General features: G+C 60.3%; 21 protein-coding genes. 13 read left to right on the plus strand and 8 right to left on the minus strand.

What is annotated here, in order from left to right; all coding sequences use genetic code 11:
- Nucleotides 1-210: 210 nt before the first annotated feature.
- Nucleotides 211-3,084, minus strand: coding sequence for an EAL domain-containing protein (locus ACA071_RS31475; RefSeq protein WP_497642545.1), 2,874 nt, complete (start codon nucleotides 3,082-3,084; stop codon nucleotides 211-213).
- 258 nt (nucleotides 3,085-3,342) lie between these two features.
- On the opposite strand from ACA071_RS31475, the gene uvrD reads away from it, so the two are divergent.
- The 4 genes from uvrD to ACA071_RS31495 all read left to right on the plus strand — a co-directional run bounded on the left by uvrD (nucleotide 3,343) and on the right by ACA071_RS31495 (nucleotide 7,696).
- The gene (uvrD, locus tag ACA071_RS31480; RefSeq protein ID WP_497642546.1) at nucleotides 3,343-5,526 is read left to right on the plus strand and encodes a DNA helicase II; all 2,184 of its coding nucleotides are present in this window, start codon (nucleotides 3,343-3,345) and stop codon (nucleotides 5,524-5,526) included.
- 127 nt (nucleotides 5,527-5,653) lie between these two features.
- Complete coding sequence (locus ACA071_RS31485; protein WP_497642547.1) at nucleotides 5,654-6,094, plus strand: EamA family transporter; 441 nt, start codon at nucleotides 5,654-5,656, stop codon at nucleotides 6,092-6,094.
- 179 nt (nucleotides 6,095-6,273) lie between these two features.
- Nucleotides 6,274-7,140, plus strand: a complete 867-nt coding sequence (locus tag ACA071_RS31490; RefSeq protein WP_497642548.1) for a Tim44 domain-containing protein — start codon at nucleotides 6,274-6,276, stop codon at nucleotides 7,138-7,140.
- Between the two features lie 148 nt (nucleotides 7,141-7,288).
- Complete coding sequence (locus ACA071_RS31495) at nucleotides 7,289-7,696, plus strand: SMI1/KNR4 family protein (protein WP_007943369.1); 408 nt, start codon at nucleotides 7,289-7,291, stop codon at nucleotides 7,694-7,696.
- Between the two features lie 160 nt (nucleotides 7,697-7,856).
- Here the strand turns inward: ACA071_RS31495 and ACA071_RS31500 are convergent, their stop codons facing one another.
- Nucleotides 7,857-9,620, minus strand: a complete 1,764-nt coding sequence (locus ACA071_RS31500; protein ID WP_497642549.1) for a cation:proton antiporter — start codon at nucleotides 9,618-9,620, stop codon at nucleotides 7,857-7,859.
- 203 nt (nucleotides 9,621-9,823) lie between these two features.
- Here ACA071_RS31500 and ACA071_RS31505 point away from each other — a divergent pair, with 203 nt between their 5' ends.
- A complete protein-coding gene (locus tag ACA071_RS31505) occupies nucleotides 9,824-10,306 on the plus strand; it encodes an acyl-CoA thioesterase (protein ID WP_128874549.1) in 483 nt (160 codons plus the stop codon).
- 102 nt (nucleotides 10,307-10,408) lie between these two features.
- Here the strand turns inward: ACA071_RS31505 and pdxY are convergent, their stop codons facing one another.
- Nucleotides 10,409-11,281, minus strand: a complete 873-nt coding sequence (gene pdxY / locus ACA071_RS31510) for a pyridoxal kinase PdxY (RefSeq protein ID WP_497642550.1) — start codon at nucleotides 11,279-11,281, stop codon at nucleotides 10,409-10,411.
- 119 nt (nucleotides 11,282-11,400) lie between these two features.
- Between pdxY and ACA071_RS31515 the strand changes: the two genes are divergently transcribed.
- Nucleotides 11,401-11,814, plus strand: a complete 414-nt coding sequence (locus tag ACA071_RS31515; RefSeq protein WP_092275874.1) for a DUF3301 domain-containing protein — start codon at nucleotides 11,401-11,403, stop codon at nucleotides 11,812-11,814.
- 91 nt (nucleotides 11,815-11,905) lie between these two features.
- Here the strand turns inward: ACA071_RS31515 and ACA071_RS31520 are convergent, their stop codons facing one another.
- A complete protein-coding gene (locus ACA071_RS31520) occupies nucleotides 11,906-12,871 on the minus strand; it encodes a CobW family GTP-binding protein (protein WP_497642551.1) in 966 nt (321 codons plus the stop codon).
- Nucleotides 12,872-12,898: 27 nt separating this feature from the next.
- On the opposite strand from ACA071_RS31520, the gene ACA071_RS31525 reads away from it, so the two are divergent.
- On the plus strand, nucleotides 12,899-13,255 hold the full coding sequence (locus ACA071_RS31525; RefSeq protein ID WP_497642552.1) for an NADH:ubiquinone oxidoreductase: 357 nt from the start codon (nucleotides 12,899-12,901) through the stop codon (nucleotides 13,253-13,255).
- Here the strand turns inward: ACA071_RS31525 and ACA071_RS31530 are convergent.
- Genes ACA071_RS31530 through dksA form a run of 3 tightly spaced genes read right to left on the minus strand, consistent with a single transcriptional unit; the run spans nucleotide 13,252 to nucleotide 15,521 of the window.
- Nucleotides 13,252-13,884, minus strand: a complete 633-nt coding sequence (locus ACA071_RS31530; protein ID WP_497642553.1) for a DUF1826 domain-containing protein — start codon at nucleotides 13,882-13,884, stop codon at nucleotides 13,252-13,254. The genes ACA071_RS31525 and ACA071_RS31530 overlap by 4 nt on opposite strands.
- A complete protein-coding gene (gene zigA, locus ACA071_RS31535; RefSeq protein WP_497642554.1) occupies nucleotides 13,884-15,089 on the minus strand; it encodes a zinc metallochaperone GTPase ZigA in 1,206 nt (401 codons plus the stop codon). The genes ACA071_RS31530 and zigA overlap by 1 nt, the downstream gene beginning before the upstream one ends.
- Nucleotides 15,090-15,116: 27 nt before the next feature.
- On the minus strand, nucleotides 15,117-15,521 hold the full coding sequence (gene dksA, locus ACA071_RS31540) for an RNA polymerase-binding protein DksA (protein WP_497642555.1): 405 nt from the start codon (nucleotides 15,519-15,521) through the stop codon (nucleotides 15,117-15,119).
- A 124-nt stretch (nucleotides 15,522-15,645) separates the two neighbouring features.
- Here dksA and ACA071_RS31545 point away from each other — a divergent pair, with 124 nt between their 5' ends.
- Nucleotides 15,646-16,023 (plus strand): glutamine synthetase, encoded by a 378-nt coding sequence (locus ACA071_RS31545; protein ID WP_497642556.1) that lies wholly within the window; start codon nucleotides 15,646-15,648, stop codon nucleotides 16,021-16,023.
- On the opposite strand, the gene ACA071_RS31550 is transcribed toward ACA071_RS31545, so the two are convergent.
- Complete coding sequence (locus ACA071_RS31550; protein ID WP_497642557.1) at nucleotides 16,020-17,222, minus strand: N-acetylmuramoyl-L-alanine amidase; 1,203 nt, start codon at nucleotides 17,220-17,222, stop codon at nucleotides 16,020-16,022. The genes ACA071_RS31545 and ACA071_RS31550 overlap by 4 nt on opposite strands.
- 86 nt (nucleotides 17,223-17,308) lie before the next feature.
- On the opposite strand from ACA071_RS31550, the gene folE2 reads away from it, so the two are divergent.
- The 5 genes from folE2 to ACA071_RS31575 are packed head-to-tail and all read left to right on the plus strand — an operon-like array spanning nucleotide 17,309 to nucleotide 21,183.
- Entirely contained in the window at nucleotides 17,309-18,208 is a 900-nt protein-coding gene (folE2, locus tag ACA071_RS31555) for a GTP cyclohydrolase FolE2 (protein ID WP_497642558.1), read from the plus strand.
- Nucleotides 18,205-18,873, plus strand: coding sequence for a metal ABC transporter ATP-binding protein (locus ACA071_RS31560; protein ID WP_497642559.1), 669 nt, complete (start codon nucleotides 18,205-18,207; stop codon nucleotides 18,871-18,873). The genes folE2 and ACA071_RS31560 overlap by 4 nt, the downstream gene beginning before the upstream one ends.
- On the plus strand, nucleotides 18,873-19,739 hold the full coding sequence (locus ACA071_RS31565) for a metal ABC transporter permease (RefSeq protein ID WP_497642560.1): 867 nt from the start codon (nucleotides 18,873-18,875) through the stop codon (nucleotides 19,737-19,739). Before ACA071_RS31560 ends, ACA071_RS31565 begins: the two co-directional genes overlap by 1 nt.
- A gap of 11 nt (nucleotides 19,740-19,750) precedes the next feature.
- Complete coding sequence (locus tag ACA071_RS31570) at nucleotides 19,751-20,626, plus strand: metal ABC transporter substrate-binding protein (protein ID WP_497642561.1); 876 nt, start codon at nucleotides 19,751-19,753, stop codon at nucleotides 20,624-20,626.
- A complete protein-coding gene (locus ACA071_RS31575; RefSeq protein WP_429513261.1) occupies nucleotides 20,623-21,183 on the plus strand; it encodes a gamma carbonic anhydrase family protein in 561 nt (186 codons plus the stop codon). Before ACA071_RS31570 ends, ACA071_RS31575 begins: the two co-directional genes overlap by 4 nt.

A 21,183-nucleotide genomic window follows, 5' to 3' on the forward strand; every position in this document is an offset into this window, starting at 1 on the left:
GAATCTGCTTTTTGCCTGCTCAATGCGTAACTCAATATCCCCATTCCACGCGTCGTGCGCTCCATGTAGCACCTTTGGTCCTTGTAGCAGCTGGCGCAGCCTGCGTTCGGCTGCGCAGCAGTCGTGAAACCTGAATACTGAATTTTCCTGTTAAACCGCAGAATGCCTATTCACGGCTGCTTCGCAGCCGAACGCAGCCTTCGGCAGCTGCTACAAAGGATTTGCGTCCTTTCGCAGCAGCTCAGCCAGATCAGCCGCTTCCACCGGACGACTGATCAAATAGCCCTGCACTTCATCGCAGCGCTCGCCGTTCAAAAACGCCAGCTGCTCTTCTCGCTCCACGCCTTCAGCCACGACTTTCAATGACAAGCCATGCGCCATGGCAATGATCGCCCGGGTGATCGCCGCATCCTCACCGCCCTCCCCCAAGCCACGGATAAACGCCTGATCAATCTTCACGTAATCCACCGGGATGCGCTTGAGGTAACTCAGGGACGAATAACCAGTGCCAAAATCGTCGATCGCCAACTTCACGCCCAAATCACGCAGCTGCTGGAAGGTCGCGATGATGTGTTCGACGCTGTCCAGCAACTGGCTTTCGGTGAGCTCCAGTTCCAGGTAATGCGGCGCCAGACCGGTTTCCTCCAGCACCTGCCGTACCAGGCTGACCAGTTTGCCCTGACGCAACTGATGCACTGACAGGTTGACCGACACCCGTATCGGCTCAAGCCCCTGGCGCTGCCATTCGCAGGCTTGCCAGCAGGCCTGGCGCAGCACGAACTCGCCGATCGGGCCAATCAGCCCGGTTTCCTCGGCCAGGCCAATGAAATCGCTGGGAGGCACCCGACCCATGGTCGGATGATCCCAGCGCACCAGGGCTTCGGCCGCGTTCAGCCGGCCAGTGGCGAGGCAGAGTTTCGGCTGGTAAAACACCTTCAACTGCTTTTCTTCGATGGCTTTGCGCAGTTGGTTCTCAAGCTGCAAACGCTCAAGGGTGCTGGCTTGCAGGCTGTCGGTGTAAAACTGGAAGTTGTTACCGCCCAAGTGTTTGGCGTGCTGCATGGCCATATTCGACTGACTGACCAAGGCAGAAACTTCCCGCGCGTTGTCCGGCAACATGCTGATGCCCATGGACGCGCTGACCACCAGTTCATGCCCTTCGACCGTCACTGGCAAACGCAGCTTGGTCGACAAGCGAGTCGCCACTCGCGCCAGGCTCGACAGGTTGCCGTAGGCGTCGAACAACACCGCGAACTCGTCGCCGGAGAGCCGCGCGATGGTGTCCGCCTCCGGCAGCGCATTGACCAGCCGCCGGGCCATTTTCTGCAATAGCTGGTCGGCGATTTCATGGCCGAGGCTGTCGTTGAGCAACTTGAAGCGATCCAGATTGATGTGCAGCAACGCCAGGCTGCGCCGACCGCCCTGGCGCACCCGCTGATGCGCCTCGCGCAGCCGTTCGCGGAACAGCGAACGGTTGGCCAGGCCGGTGAGTTCGTCGTAATGGGTCAGGTAGCGCATACGCTCTTCGGATTCGCGACGCGCAGAGAGATCGGCGAAGAAGCCGACAATGTGACTGACTTTCCCCCGACTATCGCGCACAGCGTTCAACTGTAGCCACTGCGGATAGAGCTCGCCGTTTTTGCGGGTTTCCACCAGTTCGCCTTGCCAACTGCCATGTTGCTCCAAGGCTTGGTGAATCGCGGTGTAGTGCCGACGGGCATCACGGCTGCACGGCAACTCGACGACGTTGCGCCCGAGCATGTCCTCGATGTCGTAGCCGGTGACGCGGCTGAACGCTTGATTGACCGCAATCAGCGCGTAATTCGGATCGAAAATCACAATGCCTTCGCTGGCCGCTTCGAACACCGTCGCCGCCAATTGCCGCTGTTCTTCCTCGCCTTTGCTGGCGCTGATGTCGCGGCGGGTGCCGACCATACGAACCACACGGCCATTTTCGCTGCGCTCCACCGCACGGCCACGGTCTTCGATCCAGACCCAATGGCCATCGCCATGGCGCACACGGTATTCGATCTGGTAATCCTCACTACGGCCCTTCAAATGCTCGACCAGCGCTCGTTTGAGGGGCGGCACGTCATCGGGGTGCAGCCGCGGCCTGAGGTGACTGAGCATCGCCGTCACGTATTCCGGCGCCAGGCCGAACAGCTCCTGGATTTGCGTGTGATGGACCTCGTCGGTTTGCAGGTTCCAATCCCACAGCCCCAGCTCACTGGCCTTCAGCGCTAGGGCCAGGCGCGCTTCGCTCTTGCTCAAGGCTTGAGTGGCGGTGACCAGTTCCTGGCTACGCTGGGCAACACGGTTTTCCAGTTCGACCTGGGCTTCGCGCAACTCTTCTTCGGCGCTGCGGCGCTGATCGATTTCCTTCGCCAGTTCGTGATTGAGTTGGTCGCCCTGGGCTTGAGCAAGCTGCAAATGCTCGATCAGCGCCTGATTCTGGAAGCGCCGCAGTAAGCCGCGATCGATTAGCCGATTGACCTGCCAGGCCACCACGCTCAACGCGCCCAGCAGAATCAGGCCGAACCAGCCCCAGCCCTGCTGCTGTTCATCGCCGCCCCAGAACATATAGCCGATGGCCGGCAACAGACAGGGCAAGGTAAAGGAGAGAAACGCCGGCAGGCTGACGGCGTAGGCCACGCTGGCCGAGAGTGCTGCAGCGCCGATCAGGCCGAAGACCCAGGCTTGCTGGATGAAGGTGTCGACGGGCACCAGGGCGATGCCGGCGCCGGCGAGGGTCAGGCCGGTCATGGCCGAGCCCAGTAAAAACATGCGAATCCAGATCGGATGGGCCTGGCGGTTGGGGATCGCCGAATCGAAGGCCGCCACTTGAATCACCCGCAGCGCCACCAGTGACAACAACCAGACCAGCCAGACGCTGACCAGGAAGTATCGTTGCGGGCTCCAGAGCAAACCGGCGCAGACCAGACCATTGATCAGCATGAACAGCGTCGGCAACAGCGAGCCCTGGTACAGCAGGCGCGTGCGTTCGACCGCCATTTCCATGGCGTACTGCTTGCGGATAACCCGGGGCTCTACAGAGGGGCCCGACAGGTCGGAACTGAGGGTCATAGGCAATATTCTTGTTCTTATAATGAGCGTGTTGAGCCCGAATTGTGCACGGAGCATACACAAGCAAGCGCCGGGACCAAACTGCTCCAGATCACAAAGTAGACCAAAGTATCGACCACCGATGTCGCTGGAAAAGCGCCCGAGCAAGCCCCGCCGCCGCTTGCAGCCAGTGACCGACCGGTCGTCCTCCGTCGATCTTTCATCGGCTAATTCAAAGCGATGTTTGCCCGGTGTGGCGCCGCCCCCTAGAATGCCCCGATGCGCGATGATCTCTCCCTTTTGCTGAACTCCCTCAACGATGCCCAACGCCAGGCCGTAGCTGCCTCCGTGGGTCGTCAGTTGGTCCTGGCCGGTGCTGGCTCCGGTAAAACCCGAGTGCTGGTGCACCGTATCGCCTGGTTGATCCAGGTCGAAAACGCCTCGCCCCACTCCATCCTGTCGGTGACCTTCACCAACAAGGCCGCTGCCGAGATGCGTCATCGCATCGAGCAGTTGATGGGGCTGAACCCGGCCGGCATGTGGGTCGGCACCTTCCACGGCCTGGCGCACCGCTTGCTGCGGGCGCACTGGCAGGAAGCCAAGCTGAGCCAGACCTTCCAGATTCTCGACAGCGACGACCAGCAACGGCTGGTCAAGCGGGTGATCCGCGAGCAGGGCCTGGACGAGCAACGCTGGCCGGCCCGTCAGGCCCAGTGGTTCATCAACGGGCAGAAAGACGAAGGTCTGCGCCCGCAACATATTCAAGCCAGCGGCGACCTGTTCCTGGCCACCATGCGCAGCATTTATGAAGCCTACGAGGCCGCGTGCCTGCGCGCCGGCGTCATCGACTTCTCCGAACTGCTGCTGCGCGCCCTCGACCTGTGGCGCGACAATCCAGGTTTGCTGGCGCACTACCAAAAGCGCTTCCGACACATTCTGGTGGACGAGTTCCAGGACACCAACGCCGTGCAGTACGCTTGGTTGCGGCTTCTGGCCAAGGGCGGCGATAGCCTCATGGTGGTCGGCGACGACGACCAGTCGATCTACGGCTGGCGCGGGGCGAAAATCGAGAACATCTATCAGTACTCCGACGACTTCCCGGACGCTGAAACCATTCGCCTGGAACAGAACTACCGCTCCACGGCCGGCATCCTCAAGGCTGCCAACGCCCTGATCGCCAACAACACCGGGCGCATGGGCAAAGAGCTGTGGACCGATGGCGGCGAAGGCGAAGCCATCAACCTGTACGCCGCGTTCAATGAGCACGATGAAGCACGCTACGTGGTGGAAACCATCGAAAGCGCGCTGAAAACCGGTTTGGCTCGCAGCGATATCGCGATTTTGTACCGCTCAAACGCCCAATCACGCGTTTTGGAAGAAGCCTTGCTGCGCGAGCGCATTCCGTACCGCATCTATGGCGGCCAGCGCTTCTTCGAGCGGGCGGAAATCAAGAACGCCATGGCCTACCTGCGCTTGCTCGAAGGCCGTGGCAACGATGCGGCGCTGGAACGAGTGATCAACGTTCCGGCTCGCGGCATCGGCGAGAAAACCGTCGAAGCGATCCGCGACCACGCCCGTCACAGCGATGTGTCGATGTGGGAAGCCATGCGCCTGCTGGTCGCCAATAAAGGCCTGACCGGTCGTGCTGCCGGCGCGCTTGGGGCGTTTATCGAGCTGATCGAGAACCTCGCGGCCAAGTGCATGGAGATGCCGCTGCACCTGATGACCCAGACTGTCATTGAGCAGTCGGGGCTGATTGCCTATCACGAAGCGGAAAAAGGCGAGAAGGGCCAGGCTCGGGTAGAAAACCTTGAGGAACTGGTCAGCGCCGCGCGCAACTTCGAAAACGCTGAAGAAGACGAAGACCTGACGCCGCTGTCCGCGTTCCTCGGCCATGCGTCGCTGGAAGCCGGCGACACCCAGGCCGACGAGCATGAAGACAGCATTCAGCTGATGACCCTGCACAGCGCCAAGGGCCTGGAATTCCCTTACGTGTTCCTGGTGGGCATGGAAGAAGGCCTGTTCCCGCACAAGATGAGCCTGGAAGAACCCGGTCGTCTTGAAGAGGAGCGCCGCCTGGCCTACGTCGGCATCACCCGAGCGATGCAGAACCTGGTGATGACCTATGCTGAAACCCGACGCCTGTACGGCAGCGAAACCTACAACAAGGTGTCGCGTTTCGTACGGGAAGTGCCGAAAGGCCTGATCCAGGAAGTGCGGTTGTCCAACAGCGTCAGCCGTCCGTTCGGCGGCGGCCAGCAGCAGAGTTCCAGCAGCCTGTTTGGTGGCAGCGAGATCCCGGACACCGGTTTCAGCCTGGGGCAGGCTGTGCGGCATTCGGTGTTTGGCGACGGCGTGATCCTCAACTTCGAAGGCGCCGGAGCGCAGGCTCGGGTGCAGGTGAACTTTGGTGAAGGCAGCAAGTGGTTGATGCTGGGTTACGCGAAGCTGGAAGCGATTTAGTACGGCCAGATCATTCCCACGCTCTGCGTGGGAATGCATCCCGTGACGCTCCGCGTCACAGCGGACGCAGAGCGTCCATGGCGGCGTTACCACGCAGAGCGTGGGAACGATCAATGGAGGAACGCTCATGGGCTCAGGCTTCTTTTCCTCCTGGACATTCTGGGCCCTGTTGTCGGCGGCATTCGCGGCGATGACCGCCATCTTTGCAAAGATCGGCATCGAAAACGTCAATTCCGACTTCGCCACCCTCCTGCGCACGATGGTGGTGCTCGTCAGCCTGGCCTTGATTTTGTACGCCACGGGCCAATATCAGTCATTAGGATCGATCTCTGCCAGGAGCTATCTGTTCCTGCTGCTGTCAGGGCTGGCGACTGGTGCCTCATGGATCTGTTACTTCCGCGCGCTGAAACTCGGCCCGGCCTCGCTGGTCGCCCCCGTCGACAAACTCAGCGTGGTACTGGTCGCGGTGCTCGGGGTGTTTCTGCTGGGCGAAAGACTCGACCTGCGCCAATGGGGCGGAATCGGGTTGATCACGGCCGGCGTGGTCCTGCTGGCACTGCGACGCTAGGTTTCCTTCCTACAACGCTTATCTACTTGTCCTACGGACGAAAGGTAAAAGGCCCTATTGCGCTGACTGAAGCTGAACGCAACCTGTCAGGCAAAAGCCCGAAACACTCTGCCGCTAGCCAGTGACACTTCAGCTGTGCAACATGGCCCGCGTGCAATCCACAAATGGGAATTCCCCTTATGAAACGTTTTCTTAGCATCGCCATGGCGCTGTGCATCGGCCTGACGATGAGCCTCGACGCCAATGCCAAACGCTTTGGCGGCGGCAAAAGTGTCGGCGCTGCGCCGACCCACCAGACCAGTCAAATGGCGCCTTCTTCTGCCGCGGGCGGCGCTGCTGCTACCGCGGGTGCTGCCGGTGCCGCTGGCGCCGCTGCCAAGGCCGGCGGTGCTTCGCGCTGGCTCGGTCCTCTGGCCGGTATCGCTGCCGGCGGCCTGCTGGCCTCCATGTTCATGGGCGGCGGCTTCCAGGGCATGCAGATCTTCGACATCCTGATCATGGCCGTCATCGCCTTCCTGATCTTCCGTTTCATCGCCGCCCGTCGCCGCAAGCAACAGGAGCACCTGGCTCCGGCTGGCGCGCCGATGCATCGCGAAACGTTCGAGAACAAGCCGGCCGGCGGTTCGATCTTCGGTGGCTCGGCAGCACCTGCCGCTCGTCCAGTGATCAACGCTCCCGCCTGGTTCAATGAACAGAACTTCATCGAAGCGGCCCGCAGTCACTTCCAGTCGCTGCAGCAGCACTGGGACGCCAACGAAATGGACAAGATCGCCGAGTTCGTGACCCCGCAAATGCTGGAGTTCCTCAAGCGCGAACGTGCCGATCTGGGCGACGGTTTCCAGTCGACCTACATTGATAACCTCAATGTCCAACTGGACGGTGTGGATGATCGTGCGGACAAGACCATCGCCACCCTGACCTTCAGCGGTGTGTCGAAGACCTCGCGTTTCGACCAGGGCGAAGTGTTCAGCGAAAGCTGGAACATGGAACGTGCACAGGGCGAGAACCAGCCTTGGCTGGTCGCCGGTATCCGCCAGAACGGCTGAACCGACGCGCGTTAAGCCTGTCGCAATGTTATCCCTATAAAAAGCCCCGGCCTCGGCCGGGGTTTTCTATTTCGCGGTTGCATCTATAGCGAGCTACTGTATAAACCGCCCCAACTAAACCGCGCCATCAAGCAAGAGGATCCCGGACGTGGAAGAAATCATCGAACAACTGCGTGAAGCCAACGAACCGGTACCGGTCCCCTTGGAGTTGCCCGACGAAGATCAGATCGTGGAAATCGAAGAACAGCTGTTCATCGACATCCCGTTTGTCTTTAGAGAATTTTTGCTGACCGTCAGCGACGTGGTCTACGGCAGCCTGGAGCCGGTCACCGTGACCGACCCGCAATCCCACACCTACCTGCCGGACGTTGCCGCCAACGCTTGGGACGCGGGTGTTGATCGCAGCATGATCCCGATCTGCCAGGACGGTGATGACTACTATCTGGTCGAAGAAGACGGCACCGTGGTGCTGTGGCAAGCCGAAGAAGAACTGATTGCCGAAGAAACCTGGGAATCGGTATGGCACTGGGCGCGGGACGTCTGGCTGGAAAGCTGATCAAACCCAACTTACCCGTGTAGCAGCTGCCGAAGGCTGCGTTCGGCTGCGAAGCAGCCGCAAAATCGGGCAATGAGGTGTTTCAGGTTAACCGTGTCATCCGGGTTTACGACGGCTTCGCAGCCGGACGCAGGCCGCGCCAGCTGCTACAGGCCTGAACTCAATGCCCGGACGCATCCTTGTGGTTGTCCAGGGTTTCCAGCAAGGCCACCTGCATGCGCGTGTGCACGCGGATGAACCAGCGCCAGAGCAACGCCGCCACGGCGGCCGTGACCACGGCGATCAGCACCAGCAACTTGTTGGTCGGCAGAATACTGGCCGACAAGGCTGCCAGCAGCAGGAAAATCACCAGCAGCGAGAGGATCGGGATCACTTCGGCGATCACCCGGTGCACTCGCTGTGTGTGGCGGCCGGCCATTTCCGGTTTCACACCCATCTCCGCCAACAGCATCGACAAGGCCTTGAGCTTGCGATAGGCGGCGATCAGGAACGGCAACGACAACAGCAACGCCCCACCCCAGATCAACGCTTTCTGCCAACTCGGTTCGCTGATCCACGCTTGCAGATAAGTGGACATGCGCTCGGCGAAAAACGCGCCCGAAAAGAAAATCGCGATCACCAACGCCAGATTGACCCCAACCTGCAACAGAATCCGCCGAATCATCGACGCCAGCAGCGCGCCCTCGCCTTGCGGCTGAATGCTGCGCAGCCATTCGCCATACATCCCCAGCACGCGGCTCAGGCGCCCCGGCATGACCGCCGCCAGCTTAATCGACAGTGGATCGGCTGCGCGGATCAGGTAAGGCGTCAGCAGCGTGGTGATCACCGACACAGCGACGGCCACCGGATAGAGGAAATTGCTGGTGACCTGCAAGGTCATGCCCAACGCGGCGATGATGAAGGAGAATTCACCAATCTGTGAAAGACCCATCCCGACCCGCAGTGAGGTGCGTCCGTCATTGCCGGCGATAAAGGCGCCGAGGCCGCAGGACAACATCTTGCCCAACACCACCGCCACGGTAATCACTGCAATCGGCCAGGCGTATTGCAGCAGGATCAGCGGATCAAGCATCAGCCCGATGGCAACGAAGAAGATCGCGCTGAACAGGTCCCGAACCGGCTCGATCAAACGCTCGATTTTCAGCAACTGCCGGGACTCAGCCATGATCGCGCCAATCAGGAAGGCGCCGAGGACCATGCTGTATTCAAGTTTGACCACCAGCAGGCAAAAGCCGAAACACAAGCCCAGCACGGTGATCAACAGCATCTCGTTGCTTTCGAATTTGGCCACGTAGGCCAACAGCCGCGGCACCAGCAGAATGCCGATGACCAGCGCGACGATCATGAACAGCGAGAGCTTGCCCACCGTGGAAAACACTTCGCCAGAGCTGACGGTGCCGCTGACCGCGATGCTCGACAGCAAGGCGATGATGCCGATACCGAGGATGTCTTCGACGATCAGCACACCGAAGATCAACTGGGCGAAACGCTCGTTCTTCATCTTCAGGTCGTTGAGGGCCTTGACGATGATGGTGGTCGAGGAAATCGCCAGGATCGCCCCAAGGAACAGCGAGTCCATGGTGTTCCAGTCGAACCAGCGGCCAATTTCGTAGCCGATCCAGATCATCAGCACGATTTCCAGGAACGCCGCGATAAACGCCGTGGCCCCGACCTTGAACAGCTTGCGCAGGCTGAACTCCAGGCCCAGGCAGAACATCAGGAAAATCACCCCGAGTTCGGCGAGGGTCTTGATGGTCTCTTCGTCGTGGATCAGGCCGAACGGCGGTGTGTGCGGGCCGATGATGAAACCGGCGACGATATAGCCGAGGACCACCGGTTGTTTGAATCGATGAAAGAGCACGGTCACCACACCCGCGACCAACATGATCACTGCCAAATCCTGGATGAAACTGATGGCATGCATGGTATGGGGCTCCTTGAAATCGACTTCCCGGAGCGTAACACCGCGACTTCCGGCAGAAAGGCGGTGCAATATATGGAAACAGATCGATCCGCGCGTGACGGCAGCCCCTTGCCCGGCGTCCCGATAACTGTTGGTTTTGAAAAGCCGACCACGCACCCGCAGAGGTGCGCTCCCGAAATCCTGCCTTGACCCGTGAGAACGCTATGGAACCCGGAAACGCCCAACTGTCGATGACGGTATTGATGACCCCCGACATGGCCAACTTCTCTGGCAATGTCCACGGCGGCACCCTGCTCAAATACCTCGACGAAGTGGCCTACGCCTGCGCCAGCCGTTATGCCGGTCGCTACGTGGTGACCTTGTCGGTGGATCAGGTGATTTTCCGCGAGCCGATTCATGTCGGCGAGCTGGTGACCTTCCTGGCATCGGTCAACTACACCGGCAATACCTCCATGGAGGTGGGCATCAAGGTGGTGACCGAAAACATTCGCGAACGCTCCGTGCGCCACACCAACAGCTGCTTCTTCACCATGGTCGCGGTGGATGACCAGCGCAAACCGGCCGCCGTCCCACCGCTGCAACCGCAGAACAGCGAGGACAAGCGCCGCTTCATGCAGGCCCAGCAGCGTCGGCAGATTCGTCAGGAACTGGAAAAGCGGTATCAGGAAATCAAAGACGACGCCTGAGGCATTCGCTCTTTAGATCGCCATCGCGGGCAAGCCTTGCTCCTACGGATCTGAACCGAACGCGCACGATGCGAACGACTCGGACCTGTAGGAGCGAAGCTTTTAAAGGCTGATCGGGGTTGCTTCGAACCGCACCCGCGGATGCGCGATCCGGTCCTGCGCCCGTACCAGCTCCAGCTCATAGCTGGCGCACGCCTGGGTTTCCAGCAGCACTTCATGCACCGCGGCAGCGGTGAACTCGAACGCCGCCACCAGGCTGTCGCCCAACAGCACGCGAGCCAGGAACAACCCGGACGTCAGGTCACCCACACCCACCGGCTGACGCGGGAATGCCAACAACGGCCGACGCAAATGCCAACTTCCCTCGGCGGTCACGAGCAGCATCTCGAAAACCTCTTCAGGTTTGCCGGGATAGTCCAAATGCTTGACCAGCACAGCCTTCGGACCACGTCCCAACAGCGCTCGCGCCATGGCCAGGCAATCGAACAGCGACTGCGGCTTGCGCCCCGAGAAGCTGTCCAGCTCCAGCTGATTGGGGCACATAAAGTCCGCTACAGCGGCGGCTTCCTCCAGCAGGAAGTCGCTGACCTCGGCCGGCACGCTGCAACCCTTCTCCGGGTGGCCCATCACCGGGTCGCACAGATACAGCGCCTTGGGGTTGACCGACTTGATCCGCGCCACGCCCGTGAGGATCGCCCGGCCTTGGGCGGCACTGCCGAGGTAGCCCGACAGCACCGCATCGCAGTTGCCCAGCTCGCCAATCGCCGCGATCCCTTCCACCAGCTCGGGGATTTGATGAGGCGGCAATATTTCGCCCGCCCATTGCCCATATTGTGTGTGGTTGGAGAACTGCACGGTGTTGAGCGGCCAGACATTCACCCCGACCCGCTGCATCGGGAAAACCGCGGCGCTGTTGCCAGCGTGACCGAACACCACGTGGGACTGGATGGCGAGCAGATGGGGCGTACGTTTCATGCGGTGAGTTTCCGTAAAACGATTGAAATTCGAGCCGCGCAGTATGCGACTAAACACAGCCTGTACGACAGACCGGCGACACAGTTAAGCTGGCACTATCTTGTTGGAGCACTTTGTTGATGCTGACCCTCGGAAATATCTTCGTGCTGATGCTGCTGGCCACCGGCGGCGCGTGGCTGTGGCATAACCACGGTTTGCGCGAGCGCGCGCTGGAACGGGTCAAGCAGCATTGCGCCAAACTCGAAATCGAGTTGCTCGACGGCAACGTGGCGCTGAAAAAAATTGGTTTTATCAAAGATGCCAATGGTCGTCGGCGTTTGGCGCGTGTGTATAACTTCGAATTCACCGTGACCGGCGAAACCCGTCATACCGGGACCATTACCCAATTCGGTGCGCACAGCGCGCAGATTGAACTGGCGCCCTATCCGATGCCGTTCGACGACACGCCGCCGGTGGTTGAGGTGGTTAAACCTCGTGGTGAAGTGATTGAGATGAGCCAGTGGCGGCAGGAACACACTAAGTGGCGTCCTTGAATTAAAAGCAAAAGATCGCAGCCTTCGGCAGCTCCTACAGGGATTGCATTCCAAATGGAGGGGTTGCCGAAGGCTGCGATCTTTTTATTTTTTAACTCGACCGGCAGTCGACTAATGCTCTTTGCAACGCATCGACATCCTGCGGCTCACTGAAGATCAGCTCAATCCGCGAATCCTGCCGCCATTCACTCGCTTGCCAATCCAACACCGAGTTATCCACCGCATTCGCCGAAACCCAGCCTTCGACGCTGTGGATAACCAGTTTCGCCCGCCGCCAGGCAAGGCGTTCAAGCCATTGGGCCACTCGCACTGCATCGAACGTCTGACTTGGATGCCAACGCCAACCAATGCTCCAGCCACCCTCCTGTTCCTGGCTCAAGCAAATGGGAAACGCGGGATCGGTCCAGATAGCGGGCATCTGCGCCAACCCCTTGGGGACGATGAAGTTATCCACACCCGCGACAGCCTGACTCCCTAGCCCCGGCAATTCGCGCAATGGCAAGACCGCCTGCTGTGTCCAGTAAATCGGCCGCGTTGGCAGCTGCGCGGCAATTCGCTGACGATCAGCGTCATCAAGGTCTTCTGACTTGTTCAGCAGCAACAAACCCGCGCTGTTCAACGCCTCCTGTTGCGCCGTCGGCAGCGGTTTTCCGGCCGCGAGTGCCTGGGCATCCAGCACTAGCACACATGGCTGAACCGCCAGCACGCCCTGCCACGGCGCCTCGTTCAACTGCCGCAGCAACTGCGCCGGATGCCCCAGCCCGGAGGGTTCGATAAACAGCCGATCCGGCCGCGCCTTGCGCAGCAACCGCCCGAGACCGACCTGGAACGGCGCACCATTGACGCAACACAAACAGCCCCCGGCCACTTCGCCCAGTGCGATACCATCGGCGTCCTGGGTCAACAGCGCGGCGTCGAGGCCGATCTGGCCGAACTCGTTGATCAATACCGCCCAGCGCTCATTCGCCGGCCGCTGTGCCAGCAGGTGCTTGATCAGGCTGGTCTTGCCGGAACCCAACGGACCGGCAATGACGTGAGTGGGGATGTTCTGCAACATGGTCGAAGTTTTCTGAGGAGGTAGAGGATGCGGTTGATGGGATTGTCGTTGCTGCTGGCGCTGACGTCGGGCGAGGCGCTGGCCCAGGCGTGTGTGGTTCACAGCACGGCGGAACGGCTCGACGTGAAAGTCTGTCAGCAAAACCGCAACATCCCGGAAAAACTCTTCGCTGACGGTTTCTGCCAGCCGAACCTTCCGGGGCAGAAAGTCGATGTGCAATACGTCGACCAATGCCCCACTGGCGCCTTCGGCGTGTGCAGCAATGCCCAAGTCGCCAATATGCCCTACCGCCAGGATATTCACTATTACGGCGTGGCCACCGATGCGGCGTATTTGAAGCCGTTTTGCGAGGCTCAGAGCCAGGGAAACTGGCTCAACCCCTAGCTCAGCCAGTCGAGTGTCAGGATTAACCGACGCTCGCCCGGCGCCGGTTGTGGCGAACGGTGGATCAGGCCGAAGCCTTCGTTGCCGTGCCACTTCTCACCTTTGAGTAGCGCCACGTCGCCGCTGTTGACTTGCTGGATCTGCGACTGGGGTTCGGCCTCGGGTCTGCCCAGTTTCTGACGATCCATCGCCCCTTCTTTCAGCCACTGGCTACCGACGCCGGCATAGGTGGTGATCAGTCGAACCGGCACGTGATCGACGTGGAAGCGTGGGCACATGGCTTTGTCGAGCACTCGCAAGCGCAGGCCGACGCGCCTGGCGCCGAGCAAACAGGCGAAGGCGCTGACCAGCCAGGAGACGTCGGCGATGAAGCCTTCGTAACCTTCGAGGTCGCTGAAGCCTGAGGCCAGTCCACGCAGGATGGGTTCGGTGTCTTCGGTGAGCAACTCCATAGACAGTGAATCGGCCAGCGGTTCGTTCAGGGACAGTAGCAAACTGGCGAAATCGGCGATGTGGAGCGGCAGTTGGCGCTGCCAGACGGCGAGATTGGTGTCGTCATGGAGGATTTTTGTCAGGACGTTCGGGCTGGCGCCGTGATGCTGGCGAGTTGGCCGAGTCAGGGCCAGCATCAGGCCGCCTCTTCGTGCCAAGGGCCAAACGGGTCGGGCAACAGGCGCCAGCTCTCGATCCCTTGGGCCATTTCATCGTCCGTCAGCAGGCAGCTATCGAGTTCGACGGTAAGCTGCGCGAAGTCGATGTTCTGGCCGATGAACACCAGTTCCTGGCGGCAATCACCCGTGGTCGCCGTCCAGTTTTCCATGATCCCGGCGGTGCTTTCTTCGTCCTGAGGCCATTGGGTTTTCGGCACGAAACGCCACCAGCGCCCGGCGAACCCGTGGCGCATCAAACCGCCAGCCTGGGACCAGCTACCGGCATCCATGTGCTTGCTGGCCAGCCAGAAAAAGCCCTTGGAACGCAGCAGTTTGCCGTTCACCCAGGGTCGGTCGATGAAACTGAAAAAACGCTGGGGATGAAACGGCCGGCGTGCCCGATAAGCCGTCGAGGCGATGCCATATTCTTCGGTTTCCGGCACGTGCTCGCCGCGCAATTCCTGCAACCAGCCTGGCGCCTGGGCGGCTTTTTCGAAGTCGAAGCGGCCGGTGTTGAGGATCTTTTCCAGCGGGATTTCGCCCATGACCATCGGGATGATTTCCGCCTGTGAATTGAGCCGTTCGAGGATCGCGATCAATTCCTGGCGCTCGCTGCTGCTGATCAAGTCGATCTTGCTGATGAGGATTACGTCAGCAAATTCGATCTGCTCGATCAGCAAATCAGTGATTGAGCGTTCGTCCTCCTCGCCCAGGGTTTCACCACGGGACGCGAGGCTTTCGGCGGCCTGGTAGTCGAGCAGGAAGTTCATGCCGTCGACCACGGTGACCATGGTGTCGAGCCGCGCGATGTCGGCCAGGCTCTGGCCTTCTTCATCGCGGAAGGTGAAGGTTTCCGCCACGGGCAGCGGCTCGGAAATGCCGGTGGATTCGATCAGCAGGTAATCGAAACGACCGTCCTTGGCGAGTTTGCTGACCTCTTCCAGTAAATCTTCCCGCAAAGTGCAGCAAATGCAGCCGTTGCTCATTTCCACGAGTTTTTCTTCGGCGCGGTTCAGGCTGACATCGCGCTGGACTTCGCTGCCGTCGATGTTGATCTCGCTCATGTCGTTGACGATGACGGCGACGCGTAAATTATCGCGATTACGTAGTACGTAATTGAGCAACGTACTCTTGCCGGCGCCGAGAAAGCCCGACAGGACGGTCACGGGAAGACGATGGGGCATCAGGTATTCCTCACAGGTTGTGGCCGGTCAAAGCGCCCGTTGATGGCGTTCGCGCAGCTCTTCACGTTCTTTGGCTTCGATACTCAGGGTGGCGGTGGGCCGCAGTAGCAAACGCTTGAGGCCGATCGGCTCGCCGGTTTCACGACACCAGCCGTATTCGCCGCGAGCCAGGTGTTCGAGGGCTTCATCGATCTTGTCCAGCAGCTTCTTTTCCCGCTCCAGCAGGCGCAGTTGCCATTGACGTTGTTCTTCGGCGCTACCGATGTCGGCGGGATCGCTGTTGGGTTCCTGCTCGCGCAAAAGGTCGAACTCACCGGCAATGCGCGTTTGTAGCTCGCTGCGTTGAGCCAGTAACAGGTCGCGGAAGAAACCTTGCTGGGCGTCCTTCATATAATCCGCGGCGGGTTGAGCCAGGAGTTCTTGTTCAGTCATGAGTGGGTCACAAGGGTGGGCGTGTTTTTAATGTTATAGTATAACAACACAAACAAGCCATCCCCTCTTGTCCGCCACGACAAAGGGCACGATGCTTGAACCCGTTCGCTCCTTGAGAAATGCCATGGGAAACGTCCTGAAGTGCACGCTGCTGAGCCTTTCGCTAGTGATTGCCGCCGATGCCTGGGGACAGATCCCGAGCCTGGCCACCTGCACCCGCAGCGCCAATCTGCTCGCGTGTGTCGACCCCGACGGTAACGCCTACAGCGTCAACACCGTCGGCAGCACGATCTATCTGCGGGGCTTTGAGGTGGCTGGAAAACGCTATTGGGCGCAGACCAGCAGCCGCTACGGGCAACTGACGTTTTTCACCGGCCTCGCCTCCGACGGCGAAGCCTGGGTCGGCTACAGCCGTCGCGTTGGCTGGACCACCATTAATCGGTTTTCCAGCTCCGGAGGTAGTAGCGGCAAGTTCACCTGTAGCCGAATGACTGGCTGCTAGACCTGCGCTTTTTTCTGCTCCTGCTGCCAGGCGAGGTAGCTGTTCATCGGCGGATTCTTCTGGAAATAGCGCTGCAAACCTTCGAACAAACCGTCAGCGACAGCCTGCTGATGCCGCGCCGTGACCAGCCGCTGACTGTCGCGGGCGTTGGAAATGAAGCCGGTTTCCACCAGGATCGACGGCACGTCTGGCGACTTGAGCACCGCAAAACCGGCCTGCTCCACGCGCTTCTGATGCAGCGTGGTGATGCCCGCCAAGCTGCCGAGCACGGTGCTGCCCAGTTGCAGGCTGGCGGCGATGGTCGCGTTCATCGACATGTCGAGAATCACCCCGGCGAGCATCGGGTCCTTGTCCTTGAGATTGAGCAGGCTGGTGGCGCCCAACAGGTCCGCGCCGTTCTCGCGCTGCGCCATGAACCTGGCCGTGGCCGAGGTCGCGCCGCCTTCGGACAGGCAGTACACCGACGCACCGGACGCGGTGAGCCGTGGCGCGGCATCGGCATGCACCGAGATGAACATATCAGCGTTGTGCTTGCGGGCGATCTCCACGCGTTTGCGTAGCGGAACGAAGAAGTCGTCGTTGCGCACCAGCTTCACGTCGAAGCCCTTCTCTCGCTTCAGTCGTTTGGCCAGCAACTGCGAGATCGACAGCACCACGTCTTTTTCCCGCTCACCTTTGGCGCCGACCGCGCCTGGGTCTTTGCCGCCGTGGCCGGGGTCGACCACTACGATGATGTCGCGTTTGGGGTGGGCCTTGTCGATGATCGGCTCACGCATTGGCGCAGCCGCGATTTGCAGCGGCGCAGCGGTTTTCAGATCGAGCACCAGCCGATGACCCTGCCCGTCCTGTGGCGGCAGCAGAAAGCTGTTGTGCTGCACCTGCTCGCTGAGGTCGAGCACGATTCGCGTGTCGCCATGCCCGTAATGCCCTGAGCGAATCGAGCGGATCACCGTGTTGTTCAATGCCAACTGACTGAAATCGCCGCTTAGGTTCGCGCCACTCAAATCAATGATCAATCGCTCGGGCGCACTCAGGGAAAACGTCTTGAATTGCACCGGCCCGCTCAGATCGAACACCAATCGCAACTTGTCATCCGAACGCCAGAGCCGTGCGTTGCGAATCTGCGTGGCCGAAACAGCAAAGGGTAAAGCGAAGGCCGCGCTGGCCAGAATCCAGTTGAGCAAGTGACGTCTGTGCATGGTGAAAGCCCGCTCGTGAAAAAGGCATCGTCGATTTAGATGTAATAATATAACATGCCAAATCAACTCCCACGATGGACCTGCTCATGAATGCGCTGACTCTGCCGGATATCGCCGCGCAGGCCTCACGCCAAGCCCTGCCACTGGAGTGGGTGGGCATGTGCGGCATTGCTCTTCCTGTGTTATTCGATGGCCAGCGGCTGAGTGCCAAGGCGGATGCTGGCGTCAGTCTCGACGACGGCGAGGCTCGCGGTATTCATATGTCGCGGCTGTATCTGGCGTTGGAAATGCTCGAACAGGGAAGCCTCACGCCGGCGTTGTTGCGCAAAGTATTGCTGCGTTTTCTTGAGACTCATGAGGGGCTATCCAACAGCGCCTATCTGAAAATTCACGCAGATCTACTGCTGAAAAGGCCAGCACTTGTCAGTCCATTGGCCGGTTGGAAAACCTATCCAGTCATTGTCGACGCCCGTTTGGAAAACGATATGTTCCACGTGGAACTAAAAATCGACGTGGGTTATTCCTCCACTTGCCCGTGTTCGGCAGCGTTGTCGCGCCAACTCATCCAACAGCAATTCATCGATGATTTCGCCAACACGCCGTTGCAACACGCCGACGTTTTAGCCTGGCTCGGCTCCACCAAAGGCATCGTCGCCACACCTCACAGCCAACGCAGCACCGCGCAATTGCAGGTGCGTCTGGATGATTATCTCGATAACTTGCCGTTGATTGCGGTCATCAATGACGCTGAAGCTGCCCTCGGCACAGCAGTCCAAACAGCGGTAAAACGCGCCGACGAACAAGCCTTCGCCCTGGCCAATGGTCAGAACCTGATGTTCTGCGAAGACGCCGCACGACGTTTGAACTTGGCCCTCAAACGCTCCCCAGGCATCAACGGATTTCACGTGCGAGTCGTACACGCCGAAAGTCTCCACGCTCACGACGCCGTCGCCGAAAGTCGGTGGAGCTGGGAGTCAGTCACATGATCCGCTGCCAATCCCTACGCTGGGGCGCACCCGGCCAACCCCTCACACCAGCCTTAGATTTCGAGTTACCCGAGAGCAGTCTGACCGCCGTGATCGGCGCGAATGGCTCGGGCAAAAGCAGCCTGCTGAAAGTCATCGCCGGCCTACAAAAACCGCTGGCCGGTAAAATCCTGCTGGATGTTCCACGCAAGGGCGGCCTCTCATTCCTGCCCCAGCAACAACACCTGGACCGACAATTTCCTATTAGCCTGCGAGAGTTGGTAGCCGCCGGTTTCTGGGGCGGCAAGCAGTCACCAGAGATTCGCAGCCAACGCCTGAAAAACACCCTTGAAGATTGGTGCCTGACTGGCCTTGAGAATCGCCCATTGATGGCCCTCTCCGGCGGCGAATTACAGCGCGCCCTACTCGCCCGTTTGAGTCTCGCCGAAGCCCCATTGCTGCTACTCGACGAACCCCACGCCTCCCTCGATGAACTCGGCCAGGAACTGCTCTGGAAACACATCCACACCTGGCAAGCCGCCGGTCGAACCCTGGTCGTCGTATGCCATGACCTGGCCGCCGTTCGCCAACACATCCCACAAACCCTGCTGATCAAAAGCAGCGGCTGCACGCTCGGACTCAGCACCGATCTGATTCGCCAACAACCTCAGACGCAGGTGGCCTGATGATCGCCGCCGCGCAACTTTGGCAACCGTTCCACGAGTTCGTATTCATGCGTCGGGCGCTGCTCGGCGGTTTGGTTCTCGCGTGCAGCACCGCACCACTCGGGGTATTTCTGATCCTGCGCCGCATGAGTCTGATTGGCGATGCGGTCGCCCACGGCATCTTGCCCGGTGCGGCGCTAGGCTTCTGGTTTGCCGGTCTCAGTCTTCCGGCGCTGACCATCGGTGGCCTCGGCGCCGGTCTGAGCATGGCCGGGCTCGCAGCCTGGATCACCCGTCGCACCGGTCTGCGGGAAGACGCCAGCCTCGCCGCGATCTACCCGATCTCCCTGGCCAGCGGCATCCTGATCCTCGGTCTCGCGGGTAAGCGCCTGGACCTTTTACACCTGCTCTTCGGATCAGCGTTGGCCGTTGACGGCCCGACATTGACCGGCATGTTGTGGGTCTCCGGCTTCAGCCTGATCGCCATGGCGCTGATCTACAAACCGCTGTTGCTGGACACCCTGGACCCGCTCTTCCTGCAAACCGTCAGCCGTCTCGGGCCACTCGCCCACGGCGTCTTTCTGACCCTCGTCGTGTTGAATCTGGTGATTGGTTTCCAGGCCATCGGTGCGTTGATGGTGGTCGGTCTGATGATGTTACCGGCCGCCGCTTCACGCTTCTGGAGCCGCCGTTTACCAGTACTCATGGCCATCGCCGCCGTGCTCGGCTGCCTCTCGGTGTGGTGCGGTTTGCTGCTGTCGTTCTATTACTCGCTGCCCAGCGGCCCGGCCATCGTGCTAGTGGCTGGCGGTTTGTATCTGCTGTCCGTGGTGTTCGGTCCGGTGCACGGCTTGCTGCGCCGCCCGCCTTTGCTCACATCCCAATGAGGTGTTTCACGATGCGCGCTTTACTCGTGCTGTTCAGTTTGATGCTGTCGATGTCGCTGTCTGCCGCGGAAAAACTGCAGGTGGTCACCAGTTTCAGCATCCTCGCCGACATGACCCATCAAGTCGGCGGCGACCACATCCAGATCACCAACATGGTCGGCCCGGACGCCGATGCCCACACCTACGAGCCGACCCCGGACGATGCAAAAGCCTTGCTCAAAGCAAAGCTCATCATCAAGAACGGCCTCGGCTTCGAGCCATGGCTGGATCGCCTGGTGACCAGCACCGAAACCAAAGCGCCGGTGATCAGCGCCAGCCACGGCGTGATTCCTCGCTCGCTGGACGAAGACGGCGAAACCGTTCCTGACCCGCACGCCTGGCACAACCTGGCGAACACCGAACTGTACATCGCCAACATCACCAAAGCGCTGATCGCCGCCGACCCGGCGAACAAGGCTGACTACCAACGCAACAGCCAGGCCTACCTGAAACAGATCTACACGCTGCTCGCCGAAGCCAAAGCCAAGCTCGGTTCGTTGCCACCGGGTAATCGCAAGATCGTCACCTCCCATGACGCCTTCGGTTATCTGGGTCAGGCCTACGGCATCGACTTCATGGCGCCTCAAGGCTTGTCCACCGAGCGCGAACCGTCGGCGGCGGAAGTGGCGGCGTTGATCACCCAGATTCGCCAGGCCAAGGTCAAAGCGGTGTTCATGGAAAACATCAAGGACGCCCGCCTGCTCAAGCAGATTGCCGATGAAAGCGGCGCGTACATCGGCGGCACTCTTTACTCCGATGCACTCGCAGCAACCGGCCCGGCCAGTACCTTCGCCGGGCTGTTCGAATACAACCTCAACACCCTCTACGACGCGTTGAGCAAGCCATGATCCGCAAGAATCCTTCAGGTGATCTGCCGCTGATTGCGGAGTCCGCGTACGTGGATAAAACCGCGATCATCTGCGGCAAAGTGGTGATCGGCGAGAACGTTTTCGTCGGCCCCTACGCAGTGATTCGTGCCGACGAAGTCGATGCATCGGGCGAGATGGAGCCGATCACCATCGGCGCCAACTCGAACATCCAGGACGGCGTGGTCATCCACTCCAAGTCGGGCGCGGCGGTGACCATCGGCGAGTTCAGTTCCATCGCCCACCGTTCCATCGTTCACGGTCCCTGCACCGTCGGCGACCGGGTGTTCATCGGCTTCAACAGCGTGCTGTTCAACTGCTCGGTGGGTAACGGCTGCGTGGTTCGGCACAACTCAGTAGTCGACGGCCGGGACTTGCCTGCGGCCTTCTATGTGCCGTCCACTACTCGCATAGGCCCCGGCACCGACCTGTCGCAGTTTCCGCCGGTGAGTGTCAGTGCCTCGGAGTTTTCCGAGGACGTGGCGCGCACCAACGTTGATCTGGTGCGCGGCTACAAAGCCCTGCAGAACGAGTTCTGA

The organism is Pseudomonas sp. LBUM1646 (genome assembly GCF_059716165.1).

Excerpts from the sequence above, each read along its gene's own strand:
- ACA071_RS31475 (WP_497642545.1), bottom strand. The coding sequence starts at position 3,084 with ATGACCCTCAGTTCCGACCTGTCGGGCCCCTCTGTAGAGCCCCGGGTT.
- uvrD (WP_497642546.1), top strand. The coding sequence starts at position 3,343 with ATGCGCGATGATCTCTCCCTTTTGCTGAACTCCCTCAACGATGCCCAA.
- ACA071_RS31485 (WP_497642547.1), top strand. The coding sequence starts at position 5,654 with ATGGGCTCAGGCTTCTTTTCCTCCTGGACATTCTGGGCCCTGTTGTCG.
- ACA071_RS31490 (WP_497642548.1), top strand. The coding sequence starts at position 6,274 with ATGAAACGTTTTCTTAGCATCGCCATGGCGCTGTGCATCGGCCTGACG.
- ACA071_RS31500 (WP_497642549.1), bottom strand. The coding sequence starts at position 9,620 with ATGCATGCCATCAGTTTCATCCAGGATTTGGCAGTGATCATGTTGGTC.
- ACA071_RS31505 (WP_128874549.1), top strand. The coding sequence starts at position 9,824 with ATGGAACCCGGAAACGCCCAACTGTCGATGACGGTATTGATGACCCCC.
- pdxY (WP_497642550.1), bottom strand. The coding sequence starts at position 11,281 with ATGAAACGTACGCCCCATCTGCTCGCCATCCAGTCCCACGTGGTGTTC.
- ACA071_RS31515 (WP_092275874.1), top strand. The coding sequence starts at position 11,401 with ATGCTGACCCTCGGAAATATCTTCGTGCTGATGCTGCTGGCCACCGGC.
- ACA071_RS31520 (WP_497642551.1), bottom strand. The coding sequence starts at position 12,871 with ATGTTGCAGAACATCCCCACTCACGTCATTGCCGGTCCGTTGGGTTCC.
- ACA071_RS31525 (WP_497642552.1), top strand. The coding sequence starts at position 12,899 with ATGCGGTTGATGGGATTGTCGTTGCTGCTGGCGCTGACGTCGGGCGAG.
- ACA071_RS31530 (WP_497642553.1), bottom strand. The coding sequence starts at position 13,884 with ATGCTGGCCCTGACTCGGCCAACTCGCCAGCATCACGGCGCCAGCCCG.
- zigA (WP_497642554.1), bottom strand. The coding sequence starts at position 15,089 with ATGCCCCATCGTCTTCCCGTGACCGTCCTGTCGGGCTTTCTCGGCGCC.
- dksA (WP_497642555.1), bottom strand. The coding sequence starts at position 15,521 with ATGACTGAACAAGAACTCCTGGCTCAACCCGCCGCGGATTATATGAAG.
- ACA071_RS31545 (WP_497642556.1), top strand. The coding sequence starts at position 15,646 with ATGGGAAACGTCCTGAAGTGCACGCTGCTGAGCCTTTCGCTAGTGATT.
- ACA071_RS31550 (WP_497642557.1), bottom strand. The coding sequence starts at position 17,222 with ATGCACAGACGTCACTTGCTCAACTGGATTCTGGCCAGCGCGGCCTTC.
- folE2 (WP_497642558.1), top strand. The coding sequence starts at position 17,309 with ATGAATGCGCTGACTCTGCCGGATATCGCCGCGCAGGCCTCACGCCAA.
- ACA071_RS31560 (WP_497642559.1), top strand. The coding sequence starts at position 18,205 with ATGATCCGCTGCCAATCCCTACGCTGGGGCGCACCCGGCCAACCCCTC.
- ACA071_RS31565 (WP_497642560.1), top strand. The coding sequence starts at position 18,873 with ATGATCGCCGCCGCGCAACTTTGGCAACCGTTCCACGAGTTCGTATTC.
- ACA071_RS31570 (WP_497642561.1), top strand. The coding sequence starts at position 19,751 with ATGCGCGCTTTACTCGTGCTGTTCAGTTTGATGCTGTCGATGTCGCTG.
- ACA071_RS31575 (WP_429513261.1), top strand. The coding sequence starts at position 20,623 with ATGATCCGCAAGAATCCTTCAGGTGATCTGCCGCTGATTGCGGAGTCC.